Here is a 17,043-nt window from a genome sequence, read left to right as displayed (position 1 = left end):
GGTGCGAAGTGCCTAAGTGACCCACGCCATAGCACTCGTGACGTCCCCCCGTGTCCCCCGGAAAGGTGTCCACAATGGCCGCTTACCTCTGCCCCCCTGCCGTGATACACGGCGAGCACGCCGTGCGGACCAGCCAGATCGTGGCGGAGGTGCGCGACCGGCATCCGCATGCGGCGTGGGCGCCGCGGATCGACGGCATCGCGGCGAGCACGGGCATCGAGACCCGCGGGTGGATGCTGCCGTTGGAGGCCGCCGTCGCGCCCGGCGGCGGCGCCTTGCGGGCCGCCGGCATCGGGCGGGCCCAGGAGGCGCTGGCCCGGGAGGGATTCACCGGGCAGGACGTGGACCGCGCGATCGCCGCCCTCGAGGCGATACCCGCGCCGCAGACGGTCCAGGAGCGCACCGCGCCGGCCTGGGAGGCCGTGCAGTCCTACGGCGAGCACGCGGCGCGCGGGGCCCTGCAGATCGCCGGGCTGGACGTCGCGGACGTCGACTGCCTGATCACCAGCAACTCCACCACCCCGGCGCTGCCGGGCCTGGACGTGGCTCTGGCCAACAGGCTCTCGCTGCGCGACGACGTGATGCTGCTGCCGGCGACGCAGTGGGCCTGCGTCGCCGGGACCCGCTCGCTGGCACTGGCGGCGGATCTCGTGGCAGCGGACCCCGACCGCGTGGTCCTGGTCGTGATCTCGGAGGCGCTGAGCACGACCTACCAGCCCGCGGACGACACCCTCGAGTCCCTGATCGTCCGGTTGCTGTTCGCGGACACCGCGGTCGCCGCCGTGGTCACGGGCCGCCGCAGGCGCGAGTCGGTGCTGCGGCTGGACGCCGCCTGGCACCACACCCTGCCCGGTACCCAGGACCTGCACCGTCTGGAGACGCGGGCGGACGGCAACCACTTCGTGATGGACCGGCGCGGGCCACGCGCGGTCCAGGAGACGGTCACCGCGATGTGGGAGTGGCTGCGCGTCCGCCATCAGGACGACCCCGAAGCGTGGCACCCCGACGTGCTGCTCGCGCACCCCGGCGGGACACGTGTGCTGGAGTACATGGAGCAGACGATGCCCGACACCTGGCCGTCGGGACTGCTGGAGCACAGCCGGGCCAGCTACACCAGCGGCAACCGAGGCGGGGCCGCCGTGTTCGACATCCTGCGGCGGGCGCACGACGCGGGGCAGAAGCCGGGCAGCCGTGCCGTCCTCTACGCGGCCGCACCGGGTCTCAGCGCCACCGCGCTGGCGGGAGAGTGGCTCTAGGTGTGCTGACCGGACAGGTTGGATCCAGGTGTGCTGCCGGCGGGCCCTTCCTTCGGCGGGACGACCCGCTCGCCTCATCCCCCCACCCGTGTCACCGCACCACTTCCGCCCAGACCACCTTGCCGGTGTCCGTCCACCGCACACCCCATCGCGTGGTGAGCCGGTGTACGACGTACAGGCCGCGTCCGCCGTCGTCCAGGAGGCCGCCCCGGCCCAGGCGCGGCCTGCCGTTGCCGGTGTCGCCCACCTCGCACAGCAGGCCGTGCCCGGCCCTGATCAGCCGTACCGTGACAGGACCGGTGGCGAAGCGGACCGCGTTCGTGACCAGCTCGCTGACCAGGAGCAGCACGGTGTGGCGGGTGTCGTCCCTGGTGTGCCACCGCCGCAGCAGGGCGGAGACCAGCGCACGGGCCCTCTCGGGCGCGTCGTCGCGGGCCGGCAGACGCCAGGTCGCGGTGTCGCCCTCGCGGTAGCCGATCATGCGCGCGAGCAGCAGGGTCACGTCGTCGCGCTGACGCGCGGGAGCCAGGACGGAGACCACGTGCCGGGCGGCCTGCTGCAGGGCGTCCCAGGGGTGCACCGCGGACACGGTGTCCGCCAGCCTGCCGATGCCCTCGTCGATCGGCACGGCGGGGTCCTCCACCAGACCGTCGGTGTAGAGGGCGAGCAGGGAGCCCGGGGGTGCGGCGAACGAGTGCACGTGGAACGGCTCCCGCAGCGCGAACTCCGCGCCCAGCCCGGGGTGCGGGCGGACGGCGAGCGGGCCGGCACGCCCGTCCGGGGGTACCAGGACCGGGGGGAGGTGGCCGGCGCTGGACAGCGCCACGTGGTGGCTGACCGGGTCGTAGACGGCGATGCAGCAGGTGGAGCCGAGGGCGCTGTAGCCGGCGGCCAGCCCGGACTCCGCGTCGTCCAGCAGTGTCACCGTCTCGTCCAGGTGCTCCAGCACCTCGTCGGGCGCAAGCCCCGCCGACAGCAGCGCACGGGCCTCCATGCTCAGCTGGCCCATGGTCGCCGCGGCTCCGAGGCCGTGGCCGACGACGTCGCCCACCACGAGCGCGGTCCGCCCGTCCGGCAGGGGGAAGCTGTTGACCCAGTCGCCGCCGACGCCCGCGCTGTCGGGCGTGGCGGGCTGGTAGACGCTGGCGATCTCGACGGTGTCGCCGCCGGTCCGGGGCAGCAGCCTGCGCTGCAGCGCCAGCACCTGCGTGTGCTCGCGCTGGTGCTGACGCGCCAGATCGACGTGATGGGCGGTCCGGGCCACCAACTCCTGCAGGTCGAACAGCTCACTGTCCCGGAAGGGGCGGTCCGACCGCCGCCAGACCTCGGCCACACCGAGCACGACGGGCGGTGTGCCTTCCAGGACGAGCGGTATGCACGCCACACCGGCCGACCGGTCACCCGGCACCAGGGCACGCATCACGCGCGGGTTGCCGAGTACCCGCTCGACCGCCTCCCGGTCGGGTATGACGATGGCCTGTGGAGCGTCGTCCCGCCGTACCGCCTGGGCCAGCAGGCGACTGGCGTCGCCGGGGAGATCGTCGCCGGGAGTCACGTAGCCCTCGGGCCACGCCCGGTCCGGCACCAGGGCCGCCCGCCTCAGCCGGATGCGCCCCCGCGCCTGTTCGCTGACCCCCTCGCCCGTCCACACGGCGTAGTCGAGATCGACGGCGGCCACGTCTCCCCAGGCCAGGAGGGACTCCGCCAGCGACTGCGCTGTCTCGCCGATGTCCAGCGAGGTGCCGATCGCCGTCTCGGCCGCGTACAAGTGCAGCCGCGTGGCCATGGCGATCACCGAAACGGTCAGGCCTTCCTGCGGCACCGCGGCGGGCAGGATGCTCAGCGAGACCACCAGCTCCGACCCGTCAGCGCGCCGCAGGCGCTGGATCCGGGCGACGTGCGCCTCACCGGTGTCCAGGACCTGCCGCAGCCGCCTTGTGACCGCCGGTACGTCCCCCGGGGGCAGGAGATCTATGAAAGGACTCCCGATCACGGCGTCCAGGCCCGCGAAGACGGGGGCGTCCAGATTGCAGCGGGTGATCCTGAGGTCCCTGTCCAGGTTGACCGCGCCGAGAATCTGCTCCTGACGTCCGGCTTCCGGGTCGTCGGGCACGCGTTCGCGGGCGGCGCGGTCGCCCTGCGCGTCGGCGGGACCGGCGGCCGCTGCCGCTCCACCACGCGGGATGTACCGTCCCAGGGCGCTGCTGACCAGCTCGAACGGCGACGAGGGGGAGGGTGTGGACTCCATGCGGCTCTCAGCTCGCTCGCCAGTGCCCGGCACGGTGCCGGGGTCGTACCCGAACCCGTGCGGGCGGGGCCCCGAGATCCCTGACCGCACACCTCATTGAATAACACCGGGGGCGGCTTCGCCCACATCAGCGGACCGAGAGCCGTGGTGGGCAACGGGCTGCGGCTGCCTCAAGCCGGGCTGGCTCAGCCCCGTAGCCATTGCAGCGCCTCGGCGTAGAAGGCAGCGATCATCGAGGTGCTCGCCCTGCCGCACACCCGCACCGGCAAGAAGCTGGAAGTCCCCGGGCACGTGGTACGGCGGGCGGGTGTGCCGTGCGGAACCGCACCCCGCGCCGGTCAGGCACTCGAGGGTGTGCCCGACCCGCTCGCCCCTGGTTTCCGGCCCGCTCGGCCCGGCCGGTGTGCGGCCCTCCGTCGTCTCCGCACGGCAGCGCCGCACACCACCCCGCGCACGACGCCGCGCGAGCGGCTGCCCCCTTCGCTCAGCCGGTCGGCGTGCCCTGGTGGAAGTACATCCGCCAGCCCGTCTCCGTCAGGCGCCACAACGAGCTACGCCATGCCCGACGGCCCTGGTTGTCGGCGAAGTACGTCAGATGGACGACGCCCGGAGCGAGAACGACTCCGGACATCTCGCTGACCTCGACCGGGGACTCCGCGGACACCGACCCTCCGCTCGTCACCGCGAGGACCGACTCCGCGTCCCACCGGCGGCCGGAAACCCCGATCTCGGTGAACTCCGGGTCCAGGAGCTCCAGGACCCGGGCCGGGGAGGCCCGCACCCCGGGGTCGAGGAGCCGCATCTCCCCTTCGACGGCCGCTCGCACGGCCCAGTCGCTCTCATCCGTCGTACCGGCACCCTGCGCACGCCGCTCGCCGGGGCACACGTCCGCCGCGGCGAGGGCTTCCCGGTTGCCGGCGACCACGCGTTCGCAACCCCCCGGAAGATGGTCGGCCGCCATGGCCACGACCGCCTCGGCCGTGTCGGCCTCACCGACGAAGTCGCCCCGGGACGGGCCCCACACCTCGAACCCCCCACCGTTCCGGGGGCGTATGAACGGCACGTCCCACGACCAGGGGTGCTCGGTGCACCGGCTGAAGTGCAGTTCCCCCATACCGGCCCAGGGAAAGAGCCGCCGGAGCCGCGGTTCGGCGTGCGCCGCCCGCACCAGCCCTTGGTCGATGTGACGCGCGGTCAGCAGGTCACGCCACGCGGTCTCGGTGATGTCTGAAGCAGCACGGTCCGTCATGATCAGCATCCTTGCAGGAGGACTCGGTCCGGGCCGGGGCAGACGGTGCCGCCGTCCTCCCCGTGGCAACTGCTCGGGCGCGGAGAGGTGCGCGGAGCGGCCGCCCCGGGACAGCGACGGGCCCGTGGGCGTCAGGATGCCAGGTGTTCGCGGTCCCCCATCACGACGACGGGATGCCGCGCCGGGTCCAGGGTGCGCAGGAGGTGTTTCATGCCGGGCTCGGGGACGGTGACGCATGCCGAGGTGCCGTCGCCGTGGTCCATGTGCAGCCAGATCCCGCCGCCCTTGTCCACCCCGTCGGGGCGGCTCCAGTCGAACGGCGGAACACCCTTGAGCCGGTTGTAGTCGATGGCGATGACGTAGTCGAAGTCATGCACGTGCTCCTGCTCCGGGGGGAGCATGGTCATGTAGGCGTTGTCGTCGTACCAGTACCTCAGGCGGCTCCCGGGATCGGCGAGCGCGCCTCCCGCGTCGGTGAGCGTGAACACACCCACGGGACTGCGCCCGTCGTCCATGCGGTGGTCGTCCGTCCAGCCCAGCCTGCCGTTGTGCGCGGGCCAGCTCGCCGTCCGCACCCAGGTCGAACCCTGTTTCTGGTAGAGCACCACGAGGCTGTCCGGGGAATCCCGGCGCTCCCCGTAGACGACCACCGCCTGCCCGGAACCGGCCGGAACCTGACTCCACAACCGGTCCCCCACACCCGGAAGGCGCATGCCCACTGCCTGACCGGGACGGGCGGACGCGGCACCGGGCGCTCCGCCGGAGACCTCCCGCTCGCTCCCCCGGTCGCACGCCGTGACACCGGTCAGCAGGACGCCGCAGGCAAGGACCGTGGATATGCCGTGCCGCACGGCTCCGCGCCGCACCGGCCGACGACAGGACAGGGTCACCGTGAATGTCCGCATGGTCAGGATCCTGTGACGAGACGGACGCGACACGCATCCGTACATGGCATCCGGCCCAACGGCTCTCTTGAGCGCTCGTCGGGGATCTGACTGTCATTCGTGCACGACGGCTCCGCCTGTCGCGGTCCCCTGGCCGTCTCCTGACGCGGCACGGATTCGTTCACCGAGCGGCAGAGTCCAGGAGCAGCGGCTCAGTTCGGGGCGGTCCCGGGGGGAAGCGTGAGGCCGGCGGAGGTGACGGTGGGCTTCGGCGGCGTGCCGAGCAGGAGGTCGAGGACGTTGCCGACGAACCCCCTCTCCTGCACGGGTTCGGTCACCGGAGGGAGGGGCTGGGCGGCGGCGGGATGGGTCGGCTCGGCCGTGTGCACCGTGGCCTCGGCGGGGGCCGCGATCGTGAGGGCGGCGACGGTGGCAGTGATGGCGAGAAGAGCCAGCTTGGAGTGCTTCATGACTGTTTGAACGACTCTGCCGCTTTTCGGACACCGGTGGTGACGCGACATTCACCGTTCCGGCGGCCGGAACCCGGCGCCGCGGCGCATCGTACGATCAGGCGGTTCCCGATGCGAAGGAGTACCCCTGCGGTGACCGCCGTCCTGCCACCACCCCATACCGCTGCCGGTCCGTTGCCGGTGCGGCAGTTCAGCCGTGTCGAGGACGGCGAGCGGCTGCACGGCCTGCTGTGGCGAGCGGGCGCCGGCTGGCGGATGATCAGCAGCGCCGTACTCGGCGGGGGCATCGGGGAGCGGTCCTGGGTCCTCAACGCCCAGGTGTCGCACGGCTATCGGCGCACCGACCCCGAGCGGCACCTGGCCGGCCTGGCGCGCGACGCCGGCGCCGGCGGTCCGGGGGTCGGGTTGATGACGGCCGCCGACGTCCGCGCCCACGGTCACGCGAGCGACCAGGGAGTCACCGCCGTGGCCACCGCGGGACTCGGGGTGCGGGGGTGGGCCGCTTCCCCGGCCGAGGGCGTGACCACGGCCGCGCGCCCCGGCACGGTCAACATCGTCGTCGCGGTTCCGGCGGCGCTGACCGACGCGGCACTGGTCAACGCCGTGGCCACCACCACCGAGGCCAAGGTGCAGGCACTGCTCGACGCCGGCTACGACTGCTCCGGCACTCCCACCGACGCGGTGTGCGTGGCCGCCCGGTCGCCGCGCCCCGGCGGCGAGGTCCACGCCTTCGCGGGTCCCCGCTCGCTGTGGGGCGCGCGCGTGGCCCGCGCCGTCCACCAGGCCGTGCACGCCGCCGCCAGTCGCGCCTGAGGCGACAGCGGCACTGTGGGCGGAACCCCTCGGCGCGGTCCGGTCCGGTCAGTACGTGTGCAGGGTCAGGCCGTAGCGGTTGAGGATCTCGTTCACCGGCTGGAACCAGGTCTCGCCACCGCTGCCGCAGTTGCCCCAGCCGCCCGAGGTGACCCCCTGGGCCTGGTCCCCGGTGATGAAGGAGCCGCCCGAGTCGCCGGGTTCGGCGCAGGCGCTCGTCTTCGTCAGCTGGTGCACCGCGCCCTGGCTGTAGTTGACGGTCTCGTTCAGGGCGAGCACCGTGCCGCAGTGCCAGTGCGACGTCGATCCGGAGCGGCAGACGGAGGAGCCGACGGGCGCCACGGCCGAGCCGCGTACCAGCTGGTCGGGGACCGTGCCCCAGCCCAGCACGACCGGGACCGTCCACCAGCCGCTGCCTACGCTCACCCAGGCGTAGTCGTTGTCCGGGAAGGAGGAGCCCTGGAAGGTGCCGATGTGGGAGCCGTCCCAGCCGCTGACTCCGGCGCCGGGCCGGCCGCAGTGCCCGGCGGTCACGAAGCCGCCGTACACCGAGAAGCCTATGGAGCAGCGGACGTTGCCCGTGTAGTAGGGGTCGCCGCCGACCGTTCCGGCGGCGAACGTCCGCGGCGCGGCGGAGACGGTCCTGACGGTGACGGGTCCCGCCTTGCGGGCCCGGGACAGGAAGTGCCGGACATCGTTGTCGGAGCGGTCGCCGCGGAGGACTTCGACGACGACGGTGTTGGCTCTCGGGTCGACGTGCCAGCCGCTCACGCCGGAGGGAGCGGTCAGCCGGTCGATGTGCGCCTTGGCCGCGTCCAGTTGCCGTGCGCTGTGCTCGACCTTGCGCAGCCCGGCCCCGGCCGCCGTGATCGTCCGTCGCGTGGCCGCCGGGGCGTCCTGGGTCAGGGCGACCGTCAGGCGTGCGCTCGGCGCGTCGTACCAGGAGCCGGCGTAGGCGTCGCCCGCGGCGCGGCGCAGTGCCGGGTCGAGCTTCGCGGCGGTGCGCTCGGCGGCGAGCCTCGTCTCCGCCTGCTTCCGCGTCAGGCCCAGGTCCCGCTGCATGGCGGTGACGATGCCGTCGGAGGCGGGCTTCGCGGTCGTGCCGGTGCCGTTCGCCGAGGCGGGGAGGGTGCCCGCGCCCAGGCCGCCGAGGAGGAGGAGCACGGTGGCGACGGCATGCTTGAGTCGTGCGGTTCTCATGGGCTTGGCCCTTCGTCGTTCCAGCAGTGGGGGTGGAACCAGCGGTGCCTGAGAGCGCTCTCACACTTGCGGGGGCAGAGCCTAGCGGCGCTTGTAGATCAGGTCCATGTCAAACACGGAAGGTTTTGCGGAACGGGGCCTTCCCGAACCGCTTCACCTTCCGCGCCGATGCGTGGTCAATCGACCGGCGCCTGCTGCCGGCCGACGCCCGGGGAAGCGGGCGCCCAGGCCTCGAACCAGGGGTCGGGCCACGCTTCGGCCGCGGCGAGCAGCGGGTAGAGGGTCGCGCCGTCGATGCTCTCGCGGATGACATCGGCGTGCCCTCCGTGCCGTGCCGTCTCCTCGATCAGGTGGAGCAGCACCCAGCGGACCGACCACTCCCCGACCTCTTCGGGGAACCACGGAAGTCCCCGCGGCACCGGAACCGCCTGCCCGAGGTCCGCGATGCCCGCGATCACCGCGTCGGTCCGCTCGGCCGCCTCGGCGTACGCGGCCAGGACATCGGCCAGGCTCTCGTGCGGGGCGAGCCGGAACTCGTCGGCGTCCGACTCGTCCGCCGTGCGCTGCGGCCCGCGCCGCTGCTGGAGGATGAGGTCGGTCCAGAAGTTCTCGCACCGTGCGGCATGCTTGATCAGCCCGCCGATGCTCAACTCGCTCGCGGAGGCCGCCGTGCGGGCCTGCTCTTCCGTCAGACCATGGGCGGTGACCCGCAGCGCGCGCCGCTGGTGGGCGAGATAGGCGGTCAGCGCAGTGCGCTCATCGGCTACGGGCGGGGCGAATCCCGGCATGGCTGAACCCTCTCCAGGTTGCAATTCCTTGCAGCAAGTTTCGGCTGGACTCTACTGCCACTTCCCGACGGCGTACACCCGGCAGATCAACCGGTCACCGCCTCACCGTTCGGATGTCTCGGGCCGGGCAGCCGTCGCGCTCCACCTGTCGGGCCATGTTCGTGCCGGCGTCCGGGCGGAGTTCGTCGCCCCGCAGGGCCAGGCGCCGGCGGAGGTCTTGACGCGCCTCGAGACCTCCAGCGCCCCCATACGGCATCGCCTCGCCCGCAGCGCGTTGGCACTTGCTGCAAGCGGTTGCGGCTGAGACCGTACGGCGCGCAACTACACGGGTCAACCCCTCTCGCGCACAGGGAAGTTGTGCAGCTGAGAACCCTGCGGAGGTCATGCAAGGAATCACGGGGGAGAACCGGGGCAAGGTGGGTTTGGTGGCCGGTCCGTCACCGGGTCCGGTGATACACGCGTGTTCAGGCGGCGGAACTTCGGGGTGTGGGCCGCTCGTAGCGGCTGGGGAACGGGAAGTACGACTCCAGGAACGCCCGGAGTTGGCCGGCGATGTGGTCCTGCCGGTCGGCCGGGGTGTTCACGTCGTTGAGGCAGAAGAAGTCGAAGCCGCGGGTGGCCAGCAGCTCGGCCATGCGGTCGGCGGCGTCGGGCCGGGCGACGTCGACGTAGCGCAGCTTGAACGTCCCTGGCACGGCACGGCCGGTGAGGTAGGCGTGGTGGTGGTGCAGCGAGGCGCCCATGGCGATGTCGGTGGTGGCCCGGAATCGGGAGTGGCTGGTGCGCTCGACGTCCTCGGCGAACCTCTCCTCGATGTCCCGCATGACGGACCGGATCTGCGGGTGCGGCGTGTGCATGAACTTGTTGACGGTGAACCGCGCGTGCTCGCCCAGCAGGAGGCGGCGGACGTTCTTGCCGGCGGAGTTGGGCGCGGGTTCGTCCGGGTGCGGGGCGCCCAGGCCCAGCTGGAAGGGGGAGAAGGGGAGCTTGGCGATGCCGTTGCCGTGGAAGAAGTGGCCGGCGGTGACGGGGCGGCCGAGGAAGACGTCGTCGTTGAAGTAGAGGTAGTGCTCGGACAGCCCGTCGATGTGGTGGAGCTGGGTTCCGATGGCGTGGGAGTTGAACACGGGCAGCGCGGTGGGGTCGCTGAAGATGTCCTTGTGGTCGATGACCCGGATGCCCGCGGCACCGGTGTCGAGCCAGTCCGGGGTCTGGCCGTCGGTCACCAGGTATACGGTACGGACGAACGGGGCGTACATCTGCAGTGAGCGCAGGGAGTACTTCAGTTCGTCGTGGCTCGTGTAGCGGGACGCGCCCGTCTCGCGGGCGTGGATGCGGGGGGCGGCGCCGCCGCGGTGGGCCTGGCGCTTGGCGGCGTGGAGCGGGTCGTTCCCGTCGACCCAGGTGTAGACGACGTCGACGGGGAATTCGACGGCGTCGATGGTGGGGCGGAAGAAGTCGGCCCAGGTCGGGTACGTCCGGCCGGATATCTCGCGGGTTGCCGGTTCGAGCGCGTCGGCGGGCAGGACGTCGGAGACGGCGTTGGCGCGAGGAGCGACCAGGGAGCCGCGGAGAAGGGCGGGCGGGGCCTGGGTGCGCAGGGCTTCGATCCGTTCGGCGGCACGCTCGTCGCCGTTCTCCCGTGCGTCGTCGAGCTCGTCCCCCTCGCGCCAGAACTCCACGTCGCAGCCCTGGGAGAGGTCCGCGAGGACCTGGTCCGCGGGACCGAGCAGGATCTCACCGAAGCGGATGGTGTCGTTCTTCTTGAGGGCGGCGGGCAGGGCTCCGTCCGCGTACAGGGCGGCCTCGGCCGGCCAGGCCTTCTTGCCGGGTTTCATGGCGTAGAGCGCCGTCGACGCATGGAGTTCCCGCATCGCGTCCAGCAGCGCCTTGCGGTCCCGCAGGCGCACTCCGACGACGTGCCGCAGCGGTGAACGGCCGGGCACCAGGAAGTACCGGACGCCCGCGTGGTCCAGGGCGTCCGCGACGAGGGACAGATTCCGGGCCGACGCACCGGCGGCCGTGAACGACCGAACCCGGCGGCCGACGTACGTGCGGCCTTCCACACGGATCTCGCTCAGGTCGGCGTCGCCCCGCAGCAGCCTCGCACGGCGAGCCGCGATCTCAGCGGCGTGCTCGTGCTCGGCCACGCGCCGTTTCCGCTCGGCCGCCTCCGCTTCCGTTCGGCGAAGCAGCTCCTCGCGCTCTCGCTCCCGGCGCTCGCGGACGGGGGCGGGAAGGAGCCGCTCACCCGCGGTCTTCAGTCGTGACGGCATGACGTGCTCAGTTCCTTCTTCCGGCGAACCGGGCTTCTCAGCCGGTCCTGCGAGCCCTGGCGAACCAGATCGATCATAAAATGCGCAGAGCGCACTAATCCGGTTCTCGGTTGTGATCTTCTTCGCTCATTACATACGGATGCCGATCGGCGTACGTCTCGATGGGGAGTCCTACTCGGCCGGATACGGCACACCTGGACGTCTGTTCGACCGGCAGTCCCTCTCGCCATGTCCCGGGCCGTCGCGCCGGCCCCGGGAGCGCGGCACCATGGAGGACATGCGAACGCGAGCTGTGCTGGTCTACGACGGTGACTGCGGTTTCTGCACGTCCTCGGTGACCGTCGTGCGGCGATGGGTCAGACCGCGCTATGAGATCACGGCACGCCAGTGGACCGATCTGGGAGCCCTGGGTGTCAGCCGGCAGCGGGCCGAGTACGAGGCCCTGTGGGTCACCCCGGACGGGACGGTGTACGGGGGCGCCCGAGCGGTCGCCAAGCTGCTGGCGAGTGCGGGCGGCGGCTGGGCCGTCGTGGGGGCGGTTCTCCAGGTCGCGCCCATGCGCTGGATGGCCCACGGCATCTACCGCGCCATCGCCCACAACCGTCATCGGCTCCCCGGCGGCACACCGGCCTGTGCCCTGACTGCCGGCCGCGGACCGGATGCGGTGTACGTTCCCCCGCGTCTTCCGTGAAGACCTGACGTCGTCCTCCGTGAAGACCTGACGTCGCGGCCCGGTCCGGCCCGGCCACCGAACAAAGTCACAGCGCGGCGCTGCGCGGCACGCCGGCTCGTGTCGGGGGCCCGCAGTCGCCCGAGGGCCCCCGACACGGCGCGTTACCTCACGGCCGCAACCGGGGGTTCAGGGCGACCAGCCGGTCCCGGAAGCCGGGGTCGGCTGCACTGCCGTACGTCCGGCCGGTCTCCGGATCGAGGTAGTCCCAGGCGCCTTGCCGCCCGGCGCCGCACAGCATCAGCGTCAGGGTTCTTCCCGGCTCCGCGATCGCCGTGACCTCGTGGTACACGTCCAACGGCACATGGTTGGATCCGCCGGCCGTGTGCGTCCGGGTCTCGGTGACGACTCGGCCGTCCCGGAGTGCGTAACGCTGTTCGGTGTAGCCGCCCGACAGCACGTGCGAGGTGAATCCCCAGGGATGGTTGTGCGGCTTCGGTGTCTGGCCGTCGCGGAGGTCGGGGGCGAACCACAGGTTGATCTTCCTGGTGCGGGACTCCTCCCGTCGCAGGACCAGTTCGCCCTTGTAGCCCCTCCCCTGCGCGTCGGGCACGAGGGTCCAGCTCCCGGGGCTGGTGAACGCCTCCCAGGTGAGGTTCTCGTCCGGAGCGTGCTCCCGCAGACCCTTCACGGCCGTCTCGTACAGGTCCCGGTCGACGGTGAGTCCGGGAACGACCTCAGCGCGGTGCACGGTTCCTCCTTCGGGGGTGTGGTGCCGGTGCCGCGTCGGATGAGCACCGGCTACATGCCGCCAGGTCCGCTGACGGGTATCTGCGGTGCCGTCGGGATGTAGTGGCGGGCGAGGTCGGCGTCGCGGTTGTGGGTGTAGCGGGCCTGCGGATCACCGTACTTCTCGAGACGCTGACGGCCGGAAACGACGTCCCGCACGGCGCCGGCGGCTCGGCTGAGCAGCACCTTCATCTTCGCTCCCCCTTGTGTAGGTGGTCTTCGCGGGAAGTATGCATCAACCGCCGAACCGGGCACCGCCGTCTTGAGCTGATCTTGAGCCTACGGCGGTCACCTCGGCGACGGCCTCGCGGCCGGTCAGCGCACCAGCAGGTCGACCACGCCCGTCAGGCCCTCCTCGCCGCTGCCCACGGCCAGACGTCGGCTCATCAGATCGAAGTAGGGGCTGAGCAGTTCGGGACTGACACCCTGCTGCTCCGCGGTGGTGAGGAAGGTGGGCGTGCCGGCCACCTGCATGGCGAGGTTGGAGACGACGCCCTGGGCGTAGTCGCCGCTGCGCAGATGGTCGGCGGTCTGGTGAACCGCGGGGGCCATCGCGACCAGCCAGTCGGCCAGCAGCGGGGCGAGCGCCGCCGGGTCGATGTCCTCTTTGCGGATCAGGGCGAAGGCGTGCGCCGCACCGGCGAACATCCCGTACATGGCGCTCAGCAGGGCTACGTCGTGCAACGCCGCGAAGCCCGCGTCCTCACCGACGTAGGTGGTGCCGGACGGGACGGCCAGGGTCTGCCGATGCCGCTCGAACAGGCCGCGCGAGCCGCTGTAGAAGACGTAGCCGCCGGCTTCCGGGGCGCCGATCATCGGAGGGACGGCCATGATGCCGCCGTCCAGGTAGCGTGCGCCGCGCTCGCGGGCCCACTCGGCGCGGGCGCGTGCCTGGGCCGGCGTGCTGGTGGTCAGGTTGACCAGGTCCGTGTCCGCCAGGTCGGTGCCCTCCAGCACCGCGTCGACCGAGTCGTCGTCCAGCAGACAGACGACGACCAGAGCGTTCGCCGCGACCGCCTCGGCCGCGGTGTCCGCGATCCTTGCGCCCTCGGCGGCAAGCGCCGAGGCGGCGGCCGGGGTGCGGTTCCAGACGGTGAGCGGGTGGCCGGCGGCAAGCCATGCACGGGCCAGCGCGGTGCCCATCGCGCCGAGGCCGAGCAGTGTGACGGGAGTTCTCTCAACAGTGTTCTGTGCCATGCCCATTAGGCTGACCGCGGGTCCGGGGGTGATCAAGTACGCACTTGGCAGTGGGTGGTTACCCCTGGGTGAGCGAGCACGTCGGAAGGGTGGGGCATGACGACGCTGAACCGGCCGGGCGCACCGGACGGACATGTCTGCGGGATCGACGCGGCGATGGAGGTGATCGGCGGCAAGTGGAAGGTGCTGGTTCTCTGGGCGCTCCACGAACACCCCCGCCGTCGCTTCGGCGAGCTGCGTCGGCTGCTCCCGGGGATCACCGAGAAGGTGCTGGCCTCTCATCTGCGTGAGCTGGAAGCGGACGGCGTCGTGCATCGCGTCTCGTACGACGAGGTGCCGCCGCGCGTCGAGTACTCACTGACCGAGGACGGCAAGCGCCTCAACGACGCACTCCAGCCGCTGGCCGCCTGGGGGCGCCGACGGCCGGTCACCGGGGGGCTGGAGGAGGGCGCAGGCCGAAGTCGTTCGTGATCGCGCGAACCGCGCGCTTCGGCGATGTCACGCCCTGCGCGCCCTGCCGGGGCTGAGGTTGATCGAGGAACGCCAGGGCGCCGAGCAGGGATACCGCTTCTTCGTCCTCGGCCTGCGCCAGCCGGCCGACCACACGGACCCCTCGGCCGGGACCTTCGAGCAGCGCCTGACCCTGTTGCACACCTCGGTCGACCGCCCCACCGTCCCCGGACAACGTGGACGACCGTGACGACACCGCGTACGCGCGGTTCCTGGACCGTGTGGGCAGCCGGGAGTGCCGGGAGGCCCTGCGGACCGTGCAGCGGCAGGCTCTGCTGCGCCGCTTCGACCGGTCGCCCGCTACGAGTCCTGGGCCGCCTCCAACGGCACCTCGTTCCGTGTCGTCGGCAGCGCCGACAAGGCCCTGGAAATCGCCGTGCTGCGCGCCCCGTTCATGTTCTGGCAACGCAACACCGCTGCGGACCGCGCCTCCATACCGGGCCCGGGCTGCGGTCCCGACGAGCTGTACGCGTGGCTGGACGACATCACGGGCCTGGCCCTCTACGCCGACACGGCCCTGCAGCGCTACGTCCCGTACTTCTACCAACTCGGCACTGAGCTGGGCTACGTCGGCTTCCCCACCCGGCACTTGTCCGGTCTGCTGCGCTACCCGGACGCCGGCGAGCCCCGTACGTTCGTCCCGCGCGACATCCCGATGCGGTTCGACCGTGACGCCATGCCGGACATCGACCGCTGGGTCCACCGCCACGGCAGCCGTCTGCTGTTCGTCAACGGCGCCCAGGACCCCTCGGTGGCCGAGCCGTTCCGGCCCGGCAGGCGGGACTCCCGCGTCCTGTGGGCCCCAGACGCCAACCACGGCACCTCGCTGGCCGAGCTCTCCCCCGCCGACCGTGCGCAGGCCATCGGCATGCTGACCCGATGGGCGGGGGTCATGCCGGGCGGGCGGCGGGTTTCCTCGGCGTGAGAGCACGGGGATGCAGGGGCGTACACGCGATCGACCCGGATTTCCTCCTCGGTGAGTGGGCATGCCGATGCGGGCACAGGCCGTTTTACGGGAATAGTGATGACGTCCCGCCCAACTTCTTCGAAAGGGGTCTCCTGGCCATGGCCGACGACGCCTTGCTGTTTGTCCTTCCCGAGCGTCATCCGCGTCTGGGGGCGGCTCTGTCCGCGGTCGGCGAGCTGGAGTGTGCCGAGAGCCCCGCGGTGCTGGGCTGGCTGCACGCCCACGGGATTCCCCGCTCCTCCGAGCGCGTCAGGATCGTCCCGGCGGACGCCGAGGTGCTCATCCCCGAGGGAGCCGAGCGGCTTCCGGTTCCCCTCGGCGAGGAGGAGAGGCTGCGGGTGGAGCACGCGTGCTCGCCCGGGTCCGTGGCGGACGTGGAGTCCGAGCTGCTCAGTTTCCGGGACACCACCCAGGACTGGCAGGCGCTGGTCCACCGGGCCCTCACCGCGGGCATCCCCGCGCCGCGCATCGCACAGCTCACCGGCTTGGATCCGCAGGACATCGTCCAGGCGGTCGGCGACTGATCCGCCGACGAGTGCGGACCGCGGCCGTCCCTGCCGTCTCCGGCCTGGGCCTCGCGGCCCTGCCGGTCACCCCGGGTCGGTACAGCCGAACAAACCGGCGTGTCCCGGGGGCAGCTGGGTGAGCAGACGCCGCAGGAGCGCGTTGTCCGCGACCTCCGCGAGGGTGGGCAGTACGGCGTCGATCTCGCGCCTCGCCTCGACCAGGTCCTCGTTGCTTCGGTCGGCCACGGCTTCCACGAACAGCTCGGGGGTCAGCGGTTCGTTGGCCGGCTCGCCTGCGGTCAGCAGTGATCCGCACCCTCCGGGCAGCAGGGTGGCCAGGTCGGTGCGGTCGTCACCCACCAGGTGGGCTCCGAGCACCTCCAGCACGTTCCGTACGGCTCTGGCACCCTGCTGGGGCCTGTCATAGCCCGCGCGTTCGGTGACCTGGGTGAGGAAGGCGTCAAGGCTCCAGTCCATGGCAGCTCCTGTCGTGGCTCTCTTGTCTGTGCTGGGGTCCGCTCCGCGGACCTCACGCGGACGCGCCGGCGTGCACCATGCGGTGCACGCCGGCGACGCTGCCGCATCGCGCCGTCAAGAGGTCGGCTTCCGTCCTGGCGAAGCCGACGCCGAGTTCCTCCCGGCAACGCCGGCCGAGGCCTTCACGCACCCTGTTGACGAGAGTGCGCTCCTCCTCGTCCATGTGCCGGGCGGTGACCGAGGCCAACTGCTGCAGCCTCCAGTCCCATTCGGCGGAGCCGATCTCCCGCACCTGCAGAATCGCGAAGAGGACCTTGACGGCCTCCTGGTGCACGGCCTCGACGCGTTCGACGGTGTCGGCGTCCTCGAAGGAGACGAGAACGGGGTGCACCGAGGCTCGCTCCGCCTCACCGTGCGCGATCATCAGGTGTGCGAAGTCATGGAGAGCGGTCTCGCGGTCGGCCTCGGTGTTGCGCATGAGGCGGAGCAGATCTTCCATCGTCCGGTGATCCTCGAGGATCAGCTCGACGACATCCTGGGCCGGTGTCACGGGATGTGCCTCCTCCCTGGAGTTGCTTTCACCTCCCGATACCCGCACCCTCTCCAAGGATCCATCATTTGCCCCTTTTGCCCGATTCACCCAGGTGAAGCGGGTCCTCGTTCCGGCGCAGGCACCGGGGCCGATCCCAAGCCTGTGCCCTGGCCGGTCCCGTCCGCCCCATGGCAGGCGGGATGCCGAACGG

18 protein-coding genes and 2 pseudogenes are annotated in these 17,043 nt (G+C 71.7%); 7 read left to right on the top strand and 13 right to left on the bottom strand.

Features of this window, described 5'->3' with window-relative positions; all coding sequences use genetic code 11:
* Nucleotides 1-74 precede the first annotated feature (74 nt).
* The gene (locus IE177_RS17585; RefSeq protein ID WP_190016305.1) at nt 75-1,256 is read left to right on the top strand and encodes a beta-ketoacyl-[acyl-carrier-protein] synthase family protein; all 1,182 of its coding nucleotides are present in this window, start codon (nt 75-77) and stop codon (nt 1,254-1,256) included.
* 91 nt (nt 1,257-1,347) lie between these two features.
* Here IE177_RS17585 and IE177_RS17580 read toward each other — a convergent pair whose 3' ends face one another.
* From IE177_RS17580 to IE177_RS17565, 5 genes and pseudogenes are all read right to left on the bottom strand, one after another.
* On the bottom strand, nt 1,348-3,504 hold the full coding sequence (locus IE177_RS17580) for a SpoIIE family protein phosphatase (RefSeq protein ID WP_190016304.1): 2,157 nt from the start codon (nt 3,502-3,504) through the stop codon (nt 1,348-1,350).
* 484 nt (nt 3,505-3,988) lie between these two features.
* On the bottom strand, nt 3,989-4,306 hold the full coding sequence (locus IE177_RS17575) for a nuclear transport factor 2 family protein (RefSeq protein WP_190016546.1): 318 nt from the start codon (nt 4,304-4,306) through the stop codon (nt 3,989-3,991).
* A 123-nt stretch (nt 4,307-4,429) separates the two neighbouring features.
* Nucleotides 4,430-4,753 (bottom strand): annotated as a pseudogene (locus tag IE177_RS34850) (DUF6193 family natural product biosynthesis protein); the annotation flags it as partial.
* A 131-nt stretch (nt 4,754-4,884) separates the two neighbouring features.
* Nucleotides 4,885-5,658 (bottom strand): L,D-transpeptidase family protein, encoded by a 774-nt coding sequence (locus IE177_RS17570; RefSeq protein WP_190016303.1) that lies wholly within the window; start codon nt 5,656-5,658, stop codon nt 4,885-4,887.
* Nucleotides 5,659-5,849: 191 nt separating this feature from the next.
* Nucleotides 5,850-6,107, bottom strand: coding sequence for a hypothetical protein (locus tag IE177_RS17565; RefSeq protein WP_190016302.1), 258 nt, complete (start codon nt 6,105-6,107; stop codon nt 5,850-5,852).
* 132 nt (nt 6,108-6,239) lie between these two features.
* Here IE177_RS17565 and IE177_RS17560 point away from each other — a divergent pair, with 132 nt between their 5' ends.
* The gene (locus tag IE177_RS17560) at nt 6,240-6,920 is read left to right on the top strand and encodes an adenosylcobinamide amidohydrolase (RefSeq protein ID WP_190016301.1); all 681 of its coding nucleotides are present in this window, start codon (nt 6,240-6,242) and stop codon (nt 6,918-6,920) included.
* Between the two features lie 48 nt (nt 6,921-6,968).
* On the opposite strand, the gene IE177_RS17555 is transcribed toward IE177_RS17560, so the two are convergent.
* The 3 genes from IE177_RS17555 to IE177_RS17545 form a co-directional block, all read right to left on the bottom strand.
* Entirely contained in the window at nt 6,969-8,120 is a 1,152-nt protein-coding gene (locus IE177_RS17555) for a S1 family peptidase (RefSeq protein WP_190016300.1), read from the bottom strand.
* Nucleotides 8,121-8,296: 176 nt separating this feature from the next.
* A complete protein-coding gene (locus IE177_RS17550; protein WP_190016299.1) occupies nt 8,297-8,908 on the bottom strand; it encodes a DinB family protein in 612 nt (203 codons plus the stop codon).
* A 464-nt stretch (nt 8,909-9,372) separates the two neighbouring features.
* Entirely contained in the window at nt 9,373-11,184 is a 1,812-nt protein-coding gene (locus tag IE177_RS17545; protein ID WP_190016298.1) for a stealth family protein, read from the bottom strand.
* Between the two features lie 277 nt (nt 11,185-11,461).
* Here IE177_RS17545 and IE177_RS17540 point away from each other — a divergent pair, with 277 nt between their 5' ends.
* Complete coding sequence (locus IE177_RS17540; protein WP_190016297.1) at nt 11,462-11,875, top strand: thiol-disulfide oxidoreductase DCC family protein; 414 nt, start codon at nt 11,462-11,464, stop codon at nt 11,873-11,875.
* A 148-nt stretch (nt 11,876-12,023) separates the two neighbouring features.
* Here IE177_RS17540 and IE177_RS17535 read toward each other — a convergent pair whose 3' ends face one another.
* The 3 genes from IE177_RS17535 to IE177_RS17525 all read right to left on the bottom strand — a co-directional run bounded on the left by IE177_RS17535 (nt 12,024) and on the right by IE177_RS17525 (nt 13,840).
* Nucleotides 12,024-12,605, bottom strand: a complete 582-nt coding sequence (locus tag IE177_RS17535) for a hypothetical protein (protein ID WP_190016296.1) — start codon at nt 12,603-12,605, stop codon at nt 12,024-12,026.
* A 50-nt stretch (nt 12,606-12,655) separates the two neighbouring features.
* The gene (locus tag IE177_RS17530; RefSeq protein ID WP_190016295.1) at nt 12,656-12,835 is read right to left on the bottom strand and encodes a hypothetical protein; all 180 of its coding nucleotides are present in this window, start codon (nt 12,833-12,835) and stop codon (nt 12,656-12,658) included.
* A gap of 123 nt (nt 12,836-12,958) precedes the next feature.
* Complete coding sequence (locus tag IE177_RS17525) at nt 12,959-13,840, bottom strand: NAD(P)-dependent oxidoreductase (protein ID WP_190016294.1); 882 nt, start codon at nt 13,838-13,840, stop codon at nt 12,959-12,961.
* Nucleotides 13,841-13,936: 96 nt separating this feature from the next.
* Between IE177_RS17525 and IE177_RS17520 the strand changes: the two genes are divergently transcribed.
* The 4 genes and pseudogenes from IE177_RS17520 to IE177_RS17510 all read left to right on the top strand — a co-directional run bounded on the left by IE177_RS17520 (nt 13,937) and on the right by IE177_RS17510 (nt 15,841).
* Complete coding sequence (locus tag IE177_RS17520) at nt 13,937-14,311, top strand: winged helix-turn-helix transcriptional regulator (protein ID WP_190016293.1); 375 nt, start codon at nt 13,937-13,939, stop codon at nt 14,309-14,311.
* Nucleotides 14,312-14,369: 58 nt separating this feature from the next.
* Nucleotides 14,370-14,540, top strand: coding sequence for a hypothetical protein (locus tag IE177_RS34845; protein WP_229816089.1), 171 nt, complete (start codon nt 14,370-14,372; stop codon nt 14,538-14,540).
* Nucleotides 14,527-15,275 (top strand): annotated as a pseudogene (locus IE177_RS17515) (serine protease). The gene IE177_RS34845 and the pseudogene IE177_RS17515 overlap by 14 nt, the downstream one beginning before the upstream one ends.
* 140 nt (nt 15,276-15,415) lie before the next feature.
* On the top strand, nt 15,416-15,841 hold the full coding sequence (locus tag IE177_RS17510) for a DUF6003 family protein (protein WP_190016292.1): 426 nt from the start codon (nt 15,416-15,418) through the stop codon (nt 15,839-15,841).
* Nucleotides 15,842-15,907: 66 nt separating this feature from the next.
* Here the strand turns inward: IE177_RS17510 and IE177_RS17505 are convergent, their stop codons facing one another.
* A complete protein-coding gene (locus IE177_RS17505; RefSeq protein ID WP_190016291.1) occupies nt 15,908-16,300 on the bottom strand; it encodes a DUF2267 domain-containing protein in 393 nt (130 codons plus the stop codon).
* Nucleotides 16,301-16,352: 52 nt separating this feature from the next.
* Entirely contained in the window at nt 16,353-16,850 is a 498-nt protein-coding gene (locus tag IE177_RS17500) for a hemerythrin domain-containing protein (RefSeq protein WP_190016290.1), read from the bottom strand.
* Nucleotides 16,851-17,043: the final 193 nt, after the last annotated feature.

Origin of the sequence: Streptomyces lucensis JCM 4490 (genome assembly GCF_014650035.1) — a bacterium.
In the GTDB taxonomy this organism is placed as follows: domain Bacteria; phylum Actinomycetota; class Actinomycetes; order Streptomycetales; family Streptomycetaceae; genus Streptomyces; species Streptomyces lucensis.
Note: the sequence above shows the minus strand (reverse complement) of the source record. Positions and strands in the feature narration are given on the sequence as shown.

Coding starts and splice junctions, on each gene's coding strand:
- IE177_RS17570 (WP_190016303.1), bottom strand. CDS start 5,658: ATGCGGACATTCACGGTGACCCTGTCCTGTCGTCGGCCGGTGCGGCGC.
- IE177_RS17565 (WP_190016302.1), bottom strand. CDS start 6,107: ATGAAGCACTCCAAGCTGGCTCTTCTCGCCATCACTGCCACCGTCGCC.
- IE177_RS17525 (WP_190016294.1), bottom strand. CDS start 13,840: ATGGCACAGAACACTGTTGAGAGAACTCCCGTCACACTGCTCGGCCTC.
- IE177_RS17550 (WP_190016299.1), bottom strand. CDS start 8,908: ATGCCGGGATTCGCCCCGCCCGTAGCCGATGAGCGCACTGCGCTGACC.
- IE177_RS17580 (WP_190016304.1), bottom strand. CDS start 3,504: ATGGAGTCCACACCCTCCCCCTCGTCGCCGTTCGAGCTGGTCAGCAGC.
- IE177_RS17540 (WP_190016297.1), top strand. CDS start 11,462: ATGCGAACGCGAGCTGTGCTGGTCTACGACGGTGACTGCGGTTTCTGC.
- IE177_RS17520 (WP_190016293.1), top strand. CDS start 13,937: ATGACGACGCTGAACCGGCCGGGCGCACCGGACGGACATGTCTGCGGG.
- IE177_RS17585 (WP_190016305.1), top strand. CDS start 75: ATGGCCGCTTACCTCTGCCCCCCTGCCGTGATACACGGCGAGCACGCC.
- IE177_RS17530 (WP_190016295.1), bottom strand. CDS start 12,835: ATGAAGGTGCTGCTCAGCCGAGCCGCCGGCGCCGTGCGGGACGTCGTT.
- IE177_RS17505 (WP_190016291.1), bottom strand. CDS start 16,300: ATGGACTGGAGCCTTGACGCCTTCCTCACCCAGGTCACCGAACGCGCG.
- IE177_RS17555 (WP_190016300.1), bottom strand. CDS start 8,120: ATGAGAACCGCACGACTCAAGCATGCCGTCGCCACCGTGCTCCTCCTC.
- IE177_RS17545 (WP_190016298.1), bottom strand. CDS start 11,184: ATGCCGTCACGACTGAAGACCGCGGGTGAGCGGCTCCTTCCCGCCCCC.
- IE177_RS17510 (WP_190016292.1), top strand. CDS start 15,416: ATGGCCGACGACGCCTTGCTGTTTGTCCTTCCCGAGCGTCATCCGCGT.
- IE177_RS17575 (WP_190016546.1), bottom strand. CDS start 4,306: ATGCGGCTCCTCGACCCCGGGGTGCGGGCCTCCCCGGCCCGGGTCCTG.